Genomic DNA, 12,440 nt, shown 5'->3' on the forward strand with positions numbered 1-12,440 from the left:
CGCCGTTGTGGCCTGTGGCGGATGCGCTTCGCTTATCCGCCCTACCGTGCATCCGTGTAGGTTATTTCTGAATCGTGTCTTACTTCAACTCGAGACAGTTTGTCGACGCGTCGCCCAGTACGCGCACGATCTCGCGCTTGTTCGATATCAACAAGCTGATGAGACTGGCTAGATCTTCGCGTAATCCCAAATTGCAGCATCATCGGCTCGCTCAAGCCCCTCCAGCGCGACCTGACTTGATCCAGGAAAATCAGCCTGCAGGAAAGGTACGACGCGCCGTGAGAGATTTTCGTCGAGCAGCAACTTCATGCCTGGGTCAGTCGCCACTGATCGTTGCAGCCATTCGCTCACGATCTGCAGCGTAGCCGAGACAGGCCTGGATGTCTTCTCGCTCGAGCTCAGGGAAATCCTCGATGATGTCCTCCGCGCTCATGCCGCTGGAAAGCCAGCCGAGCACATCGTAAACGGTGATGCGCAGGCCACGAATGACCGGACGCCCCGCGCGCTTGCCTGGTTCAATCACAATTCTTTCGGCATACGTCATCAATCTCTCCGCGAACGCTGCATGTATTCCGGCCGGCGTCACATGGAACGCGCTGCAAATGGTCGCAGTGATCTACTCGACCCTGATTGACCCGAACCTTGGCTGGCGAAGGATGCTGCCCCCGTCTTGGGCTGTCAGCATCCGGCGCGCCAAGAGCGCTGCTCCTGAGCTTTCGGTTTGGCTGACTCGGTAATCCGTCAGGGCACCACCAGCGTCACGCCGGGCGGCAACTGGTACGGGTCTTCCAGCACGTGCCGGTTGGCATCGAACAGCCCGTCCCAGCGGTCCGCGTCGCCATAGAACATCAGGCTGAGCTGGTTCAGCGAGTCGCCCGGACGCACCCGGTAGACAGTGCGGGCATCGTCCGCCCTGGCCAGCTGGAACTGGCTGCGGTGCAGCGCGATCTCGGCCTCCAGCTGCTGCCGCCGCAATTGCGGATTGTTGATCCCCTGGCCCTGGCGAACCAGCTCCAGCAGGCGACGTGCATCATCCTGTGCCCGTGCGCGGGCCTCGGCCGCGGTGAGGCTGCCGCCTTCTATGGCGGGCAGGCGGGCACGCAGCCGCTGCAGATGCTCGGTCAGCCGGGCCTCTGCGTCGAGCTGGGCGTCGAGGCGGGCCCGCAGGGAGGCGATCTCCTGATCCCGCTGTTCGAGGGCGCGGCGCAATGCGTCCACGGTGGCCTGCAGCGCCTGCACCTGTTGCTCCGGTTGGTGCTCCGGATCGGCGGCGGACGGTGCCGCACTCGCCGGTACCGGTTGTCGCGCTGGGTTCGGTGCCGGCTCCGCCATCACGGCGGCACTGAAGGCGGCGCCGGCCAGGATCAGGACGATGCCGGCCGCGACGGCGCCGGATCGGTGGACGCCGGGGCGTCGGTCGTGGGTGGTTGGGCAAACCATGTGTCGTTCCTCCTCCTCGTTCTGTTCACCGCCGCGCCCTGTTATGGGGTCTTATGGTGGGCGACGGCGGTGGATCGGTGCTTGCGTCAGCAGCCCGAGGGCAGCCCGGCCAGGGCCATCGCGGCCTCGCCCTCGTCGTATTGCAGGTCTTTCAGCTTGCCGGCCTTGTAGTCCATGTAGGCCTGCATGTCGAAATGGCCGTGACCGCAGAGGTTGAACAGGATCGCCTTCGACTCGCCGGTCTCCCGGCACTTCTCGGCCTCGTGGATGGCGGCGCGCACGGCATGGTTGGCCTCGGGCGCCGGCAGGATGCCCTCGGCCTTGGCGAAGCGGATGCCGGCATCGAAGCATTCCAGCTGATTGTAGGAGCGCGGCGAGATCATGCCGAGCCTGGCCAGATGGCTGATCTGCGGCGCCATGCCGTGATAGCGCAGCCCGCCGGCATGGAAGCCGGGCGGCACGAAGCCTGAGCCCAGGGTGTACATCTTGACCAACGGGGTCAGATGCGCGGTATCACCGAAGTCGTAGGCGAACTGGCCCTTGGTCAGGGTCGGGCAGGCCGAGGGCTCGACGGCGATGAACTCGGTCTTGAGGTCGTCGCGCAACTTCTGGTGCAGGAAGGGGAAGGCCAGGCCGGCGAAGTTGCTGCCGCCGCCGGTGCAGCCGATGACCAGATCGGGATAGTCGTCGGCCATCTGCAGTTGCTCGATGGCCTCGAGCCCGGTGACGGTCTGATGCAATAGCACGTGGTTGAGCACGCTGCCCAGGGCGTATTTGGTGTCATCGCGCTGCACCGCCGCCTCGACCGCCTCGCTGATGGCGATGCCCAGGCTGCCGGTACTGTCCGGATGCTCGGCCAGCACGGCGCGGCCGGCCTCGGTGGTGTCACTGGGACTGGCGATGCACTGGGCGCCGAAGGTCTCCATGAAGGCGCGCCGATAGGGTTTGTGATTGAAGCTGACCTTGACCATGTAGACCAGGATCTCCAGTCCGAACATGGAGCCCGCCAGCGACAGTGACGAGCCCCACTGACCGGCGCCGGTCTCGGTGGTGATGCGTTTGACGCCCTCTTCCTTGTTGTAGAAGGCCTGGGGGATGGCGGTGTTGGGCTTGTGGCTGCCGGCGGGGCTGACGCCCTCGTACTTGTAGTAGATGCGCGCCGGGGTATCCAGGGCCTTTTCCAGGCGGCGGGCACGGAACAGCGGCGACGGGCGCCACTGGCGATAGACGTCACGCACCGGCTCGGGGATCTCGATCTCGCGCTCGGTGCTCATTTCCTGCTCGATGACGGCGCGCGGGAAGATGGGCGCCAGGTCGTCGGGCGTGATGGGCTGCTTGGTGCCCGGATGCAGCACCGGCGCCAGGGGCTCGGGCAGGTCGGCGTTGATGTTGTACCAATGCTTGGGGAGGTGCTCTTCGTCGAGCAGATATTTGACGCTGTCGCTCACTCTCTTGTCTCCGGGATGATGTCATCGAGCAGCCGGCGTCCCTGTGGCGCGATCGGATCGCCGGGGACGCCAGCGCAACCCTATCTGCGGCAGGGCCGGGGCGATGCGGATTCCACCGCGTTGCGCCCCTGCCGGGGCCGCACGGTGCGGGTAGTGTGCCAGTTCGGGCGCCGTGGCGGATAGACCGGGATCATGCAATGACCGTTGGGTGACGGTTGTTCAAACGCCGCCGTCTCCTCAGCGCTTGCCCTGGACCATGGCCTCCGGATGGCGCTCCAGGTAGTCCGCCAACTGATACAGGGCGCGGGCGGCACGGGTCGCCTCACCGAGCAGGCCGTCGAGGGCGGCACGGGTCGAGGAACCCTCGCCGGCCAGGCCTTCGAGGGCGCGCATGGCGTTGCCGGTCTCGCGCAGGGCGTCGGTGGCGGCATCCGCCACCGGGCCGACCCGGGCGTCGAGCCGGCGGGTCAGGTCGCTCAGGTCCTGTGCCGTCTGTTGCAGCTGGCTCGACAGCGGCTCCACCTCCCGGGACAGGCGTGCGGCGAGCTCGGCATAATTGCCCAGCGCCATGTCTGCGCGCTCCAGCAGGGGCGCGAAGCTGGCATTGAGCTTGGCCAGCAGTTCGCTGGACTCGTTCAGCGTGGCGCTGAGACCCTCCACGGCGGAGGTCAGGGCGCGGGACTGGGCCAGGTCTCGCAGTGCCGCCAGGGTGTCGTTGGCGGTGTTGACCAGCGAATCCAGGTCCAGGTTGGTCAGCAGCTCTTCCATGCGGTCGCGGGTTGCCGGCAGCGCCGGCACCCGGATCGGGCCGTCCGGTGTATGCGCATGGCTGCGCGCGGGCAGGTCCGGATTCAGGCTCAGGCTCACCAGGTATTGTCCGGTGACGAAGCTGACCGACTCCAGCCGGGCGCGCAGCCCCTTCTCGTTCACCAGCCGCTGCAGCACCTGGCGTACATCCGCCTCGGCGTCGTCGGGGCCGCTGATCACGCGCACGTTCTGCGGCCAGATTTCGTAGCGCACCGGGATGCGGAAGCTCTCGCGATCGGTCAGGTAGTCGACACCGATCTGCGTCACCTGGCCGATGGGCACACCCTGGAACTGGACCTGGGCGCCGACGCTGAGGCCCTGCACCGAGCCCGGAAAGTAGGTCACCATGGGCACACGCTCGCGCAGCAGTGCGCCACTGCTGAAGACGATGATTGCCAGCACCACTAGGCCCAGGGCGCCGAGGACGAACCCGCCGATGACCGTCGGATTGGCCTGTTTGCTCATGTTCGCTCCCGGCCCCGGTTGAGAAAGGCGCGCACCTGTTCGATGTCGCTGTGATCGCGCAGCCGGCGCGGGTTGCCGGTGGCGAGCATGGTCTTGCTGATGCCGTCGAGGAAGACCGAATCGTCACCGATGGCAAAGATGCTGTCGAGGTCGTGGCTGATCACCACCATGGTCGTGCCCAGGCTGTCGCGCAGTTCCAGGATCAGTTCATCCAGCCGTCGCGCGGAGATCGGGTCCAGTCCGGCGGAGGGTTCGTCGAAGAACAGGGTGTCGGGGTCCAGCGCCATGGCCCGCGCCACGCCCGCGCGCTTGCGCATGCCGCCGCTGATCTCCGCCGGATAATACGCGCCATAGTCCGCCAGACCGACCAGGGCCAGCTTGTACTCGGCGATGTCGCGGATCTGGGCGGCGTCCAGCGCCGTGTACTGCTCCAGCGGCAGGGCGACATTCTCCGCCAGGGTCATGGAACTCCACAGGGCGCCGCTCTGGTACATCACGCCGTTGCGACGCATCAGCCGGGTGCGCCGACCCGGTGGCAGTTCCCACAGGCTGACGGCCTGCATCAGCACGCGGCCGGCACGGGGCTCCAGCAGGCCGGTGATGCAGCGCATGACCGTGCTCTTGCCGCAGCCGCTGCCACCCATGACCACGAAGACGTCACCGCGGTGGATGTCGAAGCTGAGACCCCGCTGGACCAGGGTGTCGCCGTAGCGCAACTCCACGTCCCGCAGGCCGATCTGGACCTGGGCCCCGTCCCGAGCCGGATCCCGATCCGGTGCGCCGTCTGCGGGCATGTCACCCGGGGCCGTCATGACAGCCCCACAGCGTCGAACAGGATGGTGAGCACCGCCGCGGCGATGGTGATGAAGACGATGGCCGTGACCACCGCCGACGTGGTGGCCTGGCCCACCGCCGCGGCACTGCGCCCGCATTGCATGCCCCGCAGGCAGCCGGACGCGGCGACGATGGCACCGTAGACGGTGGCGCTGATCAGGCCCTGGGCGATGTGGTTCCAGGCGATGGCCGACTGGGTCTGGATCAGGTAGGCGGTCAGGGTCAGGCCGCCGATGGTGGTGCCGACAAAGGCCCCGCCCAGGATCCCCAGCAGGTCGGCGTAGATGGCCAGCAGCGGGGTCATCAGGATCAGCGCCAGCATCCGCGGCAGCACCAGAAACTCCATTGGCGAAATGCCCAGGGTGCGCAGTGCGTCGATCTCCTCGTTGACCTGCATGGTGCCGATCTGGGCGGCAAAGGCCGCGCCGGTGCGCCCGGCCATGACAATCGCCGTGATCAGCGCCCCCATCTGGATCACGGTGCCGAGCCCTACCAGGTCGGCCACGTAGATGCGCACGCCGAACTGGGCGAGTTGCTGGTCGCCGATATAGCCCAGGATCATGCCGACCAGGAAACTGACCAGGCCGACGATGGGCAGGGCATCGGCGCCAGACTCCTGGATGATCAGCCACAGTTCAGAGCGGCGGAAGCGCGCGCGGCCGTGCAGGAAGCGGCGCAGGGCGATGACCCCTTCGCCGAAGAAGGCCATGATCTCGCCGGTGGAGCGGAACAGGTCGATGATGTCGAGGCCGAAGCGCCGCACGAAGGTGGAGCGCGATTCTTCGACGTGCTCCCCGGCGATGCCCTCCTCCGCGTTGCGCCTTTGCCCACCGCCGGTCAGCGCCAGCAGGGCGCGCAAGCCGGCGGGCAGGCCGTCGAGTTCGCAGTGGATGCCCTGTTGCTCGCACAACCGTTGCAGTGCGGCGACATAAGCCGCCAGTCCGGAGTCCCAGTCCGCAAGGCGGGAGGTGTCGAAGCGCAGTTGCTGCAGCGCCCCGTGCCGCTGCAGCGTTGCACGCAGGGTGTCCAGCGATGGCAGCGGGCGCTCCAGACGCCAGGAGCCGGCGAAGTGGATCACGGCGCCGGTTGCGCCTGCATTGGCAGATTGGGCGTTGGCAGCCGGGGTGCTGGTGCCACTTTCAGCCGGGTCTGGACGGAAATCCGCCGAGGCCGCACCCGGGGGTGGGTGGTGGGTGTTCGCTGCTGGGCCAGCCGACATAATCAGTGTCCTGGTCCGGGACCGCGTTCGTGCAATTGCGCGCCGAGTTGATTATCCTAACACCCGTCTCGTTAAGACATGACATGGAGATAGACGATGTACCGAATGATCCGTACCGCAACCGTCGGCCTGCTCGCCCTGGGCCTGGCTGGCACCGCAACCGCTGCGGAACTGAAGCCCGAGGAGCAGATCCAGTACCGCCAGGCGGGTTACGCCTTCATGGCGTGGAACATGGGCAAGATCAAGGCCAACCTGGACGGTAACTACAGCCAGCCACAGGTCCAGGCCGCCGCCGAGACCATCCGTGCCATTGCCAATTCCGGCATGGGCGCCCTGTACGGTCCGGGCACCGACCAGAACATCGGCGATGTGAAGACCCGCGTGAAGCCGTCCATGTTCACCGAGCGCGAAGAGGTCGGGCGCCTGGCGATGAACTTCATCAATGCTGCCAACGAACTGGCCGAGGTCGCCGCCTTGGGCGACGAGGCCGAGGTCAAGAGCGCCTTCGGCGCCGTCGGCAAGTCCTGCAAGGCCTGCCACGACCAGTTCCGCGCCGACTAAGTCACCGCGTTTCTGCCCCCTGATCGGAACCTGGTCTGAGCCTGTTCTAACCTGTTCTAACCTGTTCTGAAATGGGGGGGCCAAAGAGCACCAAGCGATTCGAAGCCAGGGGTTTCGAATCGCTTCCTCACATAAGGCATCCTGGATCAGGACTGGAAGCCGGACGACTGAACTTGTTCCAGCTGCAGGGGCTGCTGCAGCGGCGAGGCGTCCAGCAGCGGGCGGCCATCGCTGCCGAGCTTCAGACGGCCCTCGGCGACCCAGCCAACCGCCAGCGGATAGATCAGGTGTTCCTTCTGCAGCACCCGCGCCGCCAGGGTGTCTGCGTCGTCTTCCGGCAGAACGGGTACTCGAGCCTGGAGCACAGCCGGCCCGCCGTCGAGATCCTCGGTCACGAAATGCACGGTGGCGCCGTGCTCCTGTTCGCCAGCGTCGATGGCGCGCTGGTGGGTGTGCAGCCCGCGGAACTTGGGCAATAGCGATGGGTGGATGTTGAGCATCCGGCCCTGGTAATGTGTCACGAAGGCCGGCGTCAGGATGCGCATGAAGCCCGCCAGTACCACCAGCTGCGGTGCGTATTCGTCGATCAGGGCGGCCAGCGCGGTATCGTAGGCCTCGCGGGAGACAAAGTCGCGGTGGTTCAGGACCCGCGCCGCCAGGCCGGCCCGCCGCGCCCGCTCCAGGCCGAAGGCATCGGCGCGATTGCTGATGACGGCGCGGATGTCGACGGGCAGGCTGCCGTCCAGTTGGCCGTCGATCAGGGCCTGCAGGTTGCTGCCGCCGCCGGAAATCAGGACGACGACGGGCAGCCGGTGGTGTGCTGAGTGCATGATGGCCCTTCTTGTCCTGCCGCTTATCCCCGTCCGGCCTCGGTCAGGCGTCCGGCATAGCTAATCCTTGGAGATCCCTCGGCGGCGTCGATCCGGCCGACGACCCAGGCCTGCTCGCCGGCGGCATTGAGTCGCTCGCAGGCCGCGTCTGCCTGGTCGGCCGGCAGGGCGATGATCATGCCGACACCACAGTTGAAGGTGCGCAGCATCTCCGCCTCGGCGATGCCCCCGGCCTGCTGCAGCCACTGGAATACCGGCGGCAGTTGCCAGGTGTCCAGGTCGATCACGGCGGCGACGCCCTCCGGTAGCACGCGCGGCAGATTCTCCGTGATGCCGCCGCCGGTGATGTGAGCCAGGCCGTGCGGCGTCAGGGCGCCCATCAGCGCCAGCAGGCTGCGGGTGTAGATGCGTGTGGGTTGCAGCAGGGCGTCCGCCAGCGTATTGCCGCCGTGGATGCTGGTCCGCGACGGATCCGTGGCGCTCACCTCCAGCACCTTGCGGATCAGCGAGTAGCCGTTGGAATGCGGGCCCGATGCTGCCAGCGCCACCAGCACGTCGCCCACCCGGATGCGCTCCGGCGTCAGGATGGCCTCCTTCTCGACGACGCCGACGCAGAAACCGGCCAGGTCGTAGTCGCCGCCCTGGTACATGCCCGGCATCTCCGCTGTCTCACCGCCGATCAGGGCGCAGCCGGCCTGGCGACAGCCTTCGGCGATGCCGGCCACCACGTCTGCCGCGGTGTCGACGTCCAGCTTGCCGGTGGCATAGTAGTCCAGGAAGAACAAAGGCTCGGCGCCGCAGACGACGATGTCGTTGGCGCACATGGCCACCAGATCGATGCCGATGCTGTCATGCCGGCCGAGCTCGATGGCCAGCTTCAGCTTGGTGCCGACGCCATCGGTGCCGGACACCAGCACCGGCTGCCGATAACCCGCCGGCAGCTCGAACAGGCCGCCGAAGCCGCCGATACCCCCCAGCACGCCTGGCCGGTGCGTGCTGGCAACGGCGGGCTTGATGCGCCGCACCAGCGCGTCGCCGGCATCGATGTCGACCCCGGCATCGCGGTAGCTCAAACCTTTGTCGGTCATTGAAAGGAAATCCTCGGGTAGGGGTGATATGAGCCTCCAGCCGCCAGCTTTCAGCTTTTTCGGAGCCATTTTCCGGCATTAGATAACTGCGCGTGCTTTAGGCGTGCTGGAAGCTTTCAGCGGCTGGCGGCTCTACTCATTCCTGTCCAGCACTCGGAAGCCTTCGCGGGCGCACAGCGCATCGCGTTCGGCCTCCTTGAGGTCCTCGCGCATCATCTCCTCCACCAGTGCCTGGAAGCCGATCTTCGGCACCCAGCCCAGTTTCTCGCGGGCCTTGGTGGGGTCGCCGAGCAGGGTCTCCACCTCGGTGGGGCGGAAATAGCGCGGGTCCACGGCCACCAGGCAGGCGCCGCTGGCGGCATCGTAGCCCTTCTCGTCCACGCCGCTGCCTTCCCAGCGGATGGTGATGCCCACCGACTCGGCTGCGGCGGCCACGAAGTCGCGCACGCTGTACTGCTGGCCGGTGGCGATCACGAAGTCTTCGGGCGCCTGCTGCTGCAGCATCAGCCATTGCATCTCCACATAGTCTCGGGCGTGACCCCAGTCGCGCTTGGCATCCAGGTTGCCCAGATAGAGTCGATCCTGAAGGCCGAGCTTGATGCGCGCCAGCGCCCGCGTGATCTTGCGCGTGACGAAGGTCTCGCCACGCAGCGGGCTCTCGTGGTTGAACAGGATGCCGTTGCAGGCATAGATGCCGTAGGCCTCGCGGTAGTTGACCGTGATCCAGTAGGCATAGAGCTTGGCCGCGGCATAGGGCGAGCGCGGGTAGAAGGGCGTGGTCTCGGTCTGCGGGATCTCCTGCACCTTGCCATAGAGCTCGGAGGTGGAGGCCTGATAGAAACGGGTCTTCTGCTCCAGGCCAAGGATGCGGATGGCCTCGAGCAGGCGCAGGGTGCCCAGCGCGTCGGAGTTGGCGGTGTACTCCGGCTCTTCGAAGGAGACGGCCACATGGCTCTGGGCGGCCAGGTTGTAGAGCTCGTCCGGCTGCACCTGCTGCATGATGCGGATCAGGCTCGAGGAGTCGGTGAGGTCGCCATGGTGCAGGATGAAGCGCCGATCCGCCTCGTGCGGGTCCTGGTACAGATGATCGATGCGGTCGGTGTTGAACAGCGAGCTGCGCCGCTTGATGCCGTGCACCTCGTAGCCCTTCTCCAGCAGCAGTTCTGCCAGATAGGCCCCGTCCTGGCCGGTGACGCCAGTGATCAATGCCTTTTTCATGTGGTCAGTTGTCAGTTGTCAGTTGTCAGTTGTCAGTTGTCAGTTGTCGGTTGTCAGGGCCAGGCGGTTGGAGAAGATCTTCAAACTTCAAACTTCACCCTTCAAACTTCCTCTTAGCCGGTCCTGATTGTTCAGGAACCAGTCATAGGTGTGTTTCAGGCCCTCGCGCAGGCCGATGACGGCCTGCCAGCCAAGGGCGCGCAGCCGTGAGACATCCAGCAGCTTGCGCGGGGCGCCGTCGGGCTTGGCAGGGTCGAAGCGGATCTGGCCGTCGAACCCCACCACGTCCGCGATGGCGCGGGCGAGTTCGGCGATGGTCACATCCTCGCCGGTGCCGACGTTAATATGCGAGCAGCGCGGATCGGTATGGTCGCGCCAGGTCTCTCGGTCCAGGCCCATCACATGCAGGCAGGCCGCCGCCATGTCGTCGACATGCAGGAATTCTCGCCGCGGGCGCCCGCTGCCCCAGACCTCCACCTCGGCGGCGCCAGTCTGCTTTGCCTGGTGGACCTTGCGCAGCAGCGCCGGGATCACGTGGCTGTTGGCCAGATCGAAGTTGTCGCCGGGCCCGTAGAGATTGGTCGGCATGACGCTGCGGAAGTCGATGCCGTACTGGCGGTTGTAGCTCTCGCAGAGCTTGATGCCGGCGATCTTGGCGATGGCATAGGGCTCGTTGGTGGGCTCCAGCGTGCCGGTGAGCAGGGCCGATTCGGCCATCGGCTGCTCGGCCAGCCGCGGATAGATACAGGAGCTGCCCAGGAACAGCAGCCGCTCAACGCCCTGGCGCCAGGCGGCGTGGATGATATTGGCCTCGATCATCAGGTTCTGATAGATGAACTCGGCCGGATAGCTGTCATTGGCATGGATGCCACCGACCCGGGCGGCGGCAAGATAGACCTGGGCCGGGCGCTGCTCGGCGAAGAAGGCCTCCACCGCCGCCTGGTCGGTCAGATCGAGCTCCGCATGGGTGCGGGTCAGGATGTCTTGCCGGCCGGCGGCCTGCAGCGCGCGCAGGATGGCGGCGCCCACCATGCCCCGGTGACCGGCGACGTAGATGGGCCCTTGGGTACCGGCTCCAGTCATCATTGTGCGTATTCCGGCAGACAGGATTCAGGCAAGTCGCGCAGCCGCGGCGCTTGCCGATCCTTGTCCGACAATACCGGCGGGCCGACCTCGGGCCACGCGATGCCGATCTCCGGGTCGTCCCAGCGCACGGCGAACTGGGTCTCCGGATGGTAGAGATCGGTGCACTTGTAGCTGAACAGGGCCTCATCGCTGGTGACCAGGTAACCGTGCAGAAAGCCCTCGGGTACCCAGAGCTGGCGCTTGTTCTCGCCGCTCAGGAAGACGCCGACCCAGCGGCCGAAGGTGGGCGAGCCGCGCCGGATGTCGACGGCGACATCGAACACCTCGCCGAGGCTGACCTGCACCAGCTTTCCCTGGGGGTAGGGGTTCTGCACGTGCAGCCCGCGCAGCGTGCCGCGACCGGAATAGGCCTGGTTGTCCTGCACGAAGGGGCGGTCGATGCCGGCCTGTGCATAGCGCTCCTGCTGCCAGGTCTCGAGGAAGTAGCCGCGCGCGTCGCCGAAGACCTGTGGCTCGATGATCAGCACCTCCGGTATCTCGGTGGGTATGACCTTCATGGCACGGCCTCCCGCTCGAGCAGGCTCAGCAGATAGTCGCCATAGCCGCTCTTCTGCAACGGCGCTGCAACGGCGCGCAGGGCGTCGGCGTTGATCCAGCCGTTCATGTAGGCGATCTCCTCTGGGGCGCAGATCTTCAGCCCCTGGCGGCGCTCGATGATCTCGATGAAGCTCGCCGCCTGCATCAGCGACTCGTGGGTGCCGGTGTCGAGCCAGGCCACGCCGCGGCCGAGTCGTTCGAGCCGCAACCGGCCCTGCTGCAGATACAGGTTGTTCAGGTCCGTGATCTCCAGCTCGCCGCGCGGCGAGGGACGCAGCTCCTGCACCATGTCGCAGACCTGGCCGTCGTAGAAGTAGAGCCCGGTGACGGCATAGTTGGAGCGGGGGCGGGCCGGCTTCTCCTCCAGGCTGAGCACCGCGCCGTTGGCATCGAACTCGGCGACGCCGTAGCGCTCGGGATCATTGACCCAGTAGCCGAACACCGTGGCGCCCTCGGTGCTGCCGCTGGCGGCCTTGAGGCTGTGGGTCAGGCCCGCGCCATAGAAGATGTTGTCGCCCAGGATCAGGCAGGAGGGATCCGAGCCGACGAACCCGCGGCCGATGAGGAAGGCCTGTGCCAGACCGCCGGGTTCGGGCTGCACCGCGTAGTCCAGCCGGATGCCCCACTGGCGGCCGTCGCCCAGCAGGTCGCGAAAGGCCTGAGCGTCGCGGGGGGTGGTGATGATCAGGGTCTCGCGGATGCCGGCCATCATCAGCACGGCCAGCGGGTAGTAGATCATCGGCTTGTCGTAGACCGGCAGCAACTGCTTGCTGATGGACAGCGTCAGCGGGTGCAGACGGGTGCCGGAGCCGCCGGCCAGGATGATGCCCTTGCGGTTCATGGTGCG

The 12,440-nt window shown here is 66.4% G+C and carries 14 protein-coding genes; 1 reads left to right on the forward strand and 13 read right to left on the reverse strand.

What is annotated here, in order from left to right; genetic code table 11:
* Positions 1-168: 168 nt before the first annotated feature.
* From F2Q65_RS19525 to F2Q65_RS14310, 7 genes are all read right to left on the reverse strand, one after another.
* Positions 169-309, reverse strand: coding sequence for a DUF5615 family PIN-like protein (locus F2Q65_RS19525; RefSeq protein WP_170265743.1), 141 nt, complete (start codon positions 307-309; stop codon positions 169-171).
* A 7-nt stretch (positions 310-316) separates the two neighbouring features.
* Positions 317-544: a DUF433 domain-containing protein gene (locus F2Q65_RS14285; RefSeq protein WP_150094091.1), complete on the reverse strand. Its 228-nt coding sequence runs from the start codon at positions 542-544 to the stop codon at positions 317-319.
* Positions 545-741: 197 nt separating this feature from the next.
* Positions 742-1,440, reverse strand: coding sequence for a LysM peptidoglycan-binding domain-containing protein (locus F2Q65_RS14290; protein WP_150094092.1), 699 nt, complete (start codon positions 1,438-1,440; stop codon positions 742-744).
* An 86-nt stretch (positions 1,441-1,526) separates the two neighbouring features.
* Entirely contained in the window at positions 1,527-2,888 is a 1,362-nt protein-coding gene (locus F2Q65_RS14295) for a TrpB-like pyridoxal phosphate-dependent enzyme (RefSeq protein WP_150094093.1), read from the reverse strand.
* A gap of 237 nt (positions 2,889-3,125) precedes the next feature.
* A complete protein-coding gene (locus F2Q65_RS14300) occupies positions 3,126-4,160 on the reverse strand; it encodes an MlaD family protein (RefSeq protein ID WP_150094094.1) in 1,035 nt (344 codons plus the stop codon).
* Positions 4,157-4,972 (reverse strand): ABC transporter ATP-binding protein, encoded by an 816-nt coding sequence (locus F2Q65_RS14305; RefSeq protein WP_246156237.1) that lies wholly within the window; start codon positions 4,970-4,972, stop codon positions 4,157-4,159. Before F2Q65_RS14305 ends, F2Q65_RS14300 begins: the two co-directional genes overlap by 4 nt.
* The gene (locus tag F2Q65_RS14310) at positions 4,969-6,072 is read right to left on the reverse strand and encodes an ABC transporter permease (RefSeq protein ID WP_246156238.1); all 1,104 of its coding nucleotides are present in this window, start codon (positions 6,070-6,072) and stop codon (positions 4,969-4,971) included. Before F2Q65_RS14310 ends, F2Q65_RS14305 begins: the two co-directional genes overlap by 4 nt.
* Before the next feature lie 246 nt (positions 6,073-6,318).
* On the opposite strand from F2Q65_RS14310, the gene F2Q65_RS14315 reads away from it, so the two are divergent.
* Positions 6,319-6,774, forward strand: a complete 456-nt coding sequence (locus F2Q65_RS14315) for a c-type cytochrome (RefSeq protein ID WP_342782246.1) — start codon at positions 6,319-6,321, stop codon at positions 6,772-6,774.
* Positions 6,775-6,920: 146 nt separating this feature from the next.
* Here F2Q65_RS14315 and purN read toward each other — a convergent pair whose 3' ends face one another.
* The 6 genes from purN to rfbA form a co-directional block, all read right to left on the reverse strand.
* A complete protein-coding gene (purN, locus tag F2Q65_RS14320) occupies positions 6,921-7,604 on the reverse strand; it encodes a phosphoribosylglycinamide formyltransferase (protein WP_150094097.1) in 684 nt (227 codons plus the stop codon).
* Positions 7,605-7,627: 23 nt separating this feature from the next.
* The gene (purM, locus tag F2Q65_RS14325; RefSeq protein WP_150094098.1) at positions 7,628-8,692 is read right to left on the reverse strand and encodes a phosphoribosylformylglycinamidine cyclo-ligase; all 1,065 of its coding nucleotides are present in this window, start codon (positions 8,690-8,692) and stop codon (positions 7,628-7,630) included.
* 132 nt (positions 8,693-8,824) lie between these two features.
* Positions 8,825-9,910 (reverse strand): GDP-mannose 4,6-dehydratase, encoded by a 1,086-nt coding sequence (gene gmd, locus F2Q65_RS14330; protein ID WP_150094099.1) that lies wholly within the window; start codon positions 9,908-9,910, stop codon positions 8,825-8,827.
* An 87-nt stretch (positions 9,911-9,997) separates the two neighbouring features.
* Positions 9,998-10,996, reverse strand: coding sequence for a GDP-L-fucose synthase (gene fcl, locus F2Q65_RS14335; RefSeq protein WP_281291044.1), 999 nt, complete (start codon positions 10,994-10,996; stop codon positions 9,998-10,000).
* Positions 10,993-11,553 carry a dTDP-4-dehydrorhamnose 3,5-epimerase gene (gene rfbC, locus F2Q65_RS14340; RefSeq protein WP_150094100.1) on the reverse strand — a complete coding sequence of 187 codons (561 nt, stop codon included), beginning with the start codon at positions 11,551-11,553 and terminating at the stop codon, positions 10,993-10,995. The genes fcl and rfbC overlap by 4 nt, the downstream gene beginning before the upstream one ends.
* On the reverse strand, positions 11,550-12,434 hold the full coding sequence (gene rfbA, locus F2Q65_RS14345) for a glucose-1-phosphate thymidylyltransferase RfbA (protein WP_150094101.1): 885 nt from the start codon (positions 12,432-12,434) through the stop codon (positions 11,550-11,552). The genes rfbC and rfbA overlap by 4 nt, the downstream gene beginning before the upstream one ends.
* Between the last annotated feature and the right edge of the window lie 6 nt (positions 12,435-12,440).

Origin of the sequence: Thiohalocapsa marina (assembly GCF_008632335.1) — a bacterium.
In the GTDB taxonomy this organism is placed as follows: domain Bacteria; phylum Pseudomonadota; class Gammaproteobacteria; order Chromatiales; family Chromatiaceae; genus Thiohalocapsa; species Thiohalocapsa marina.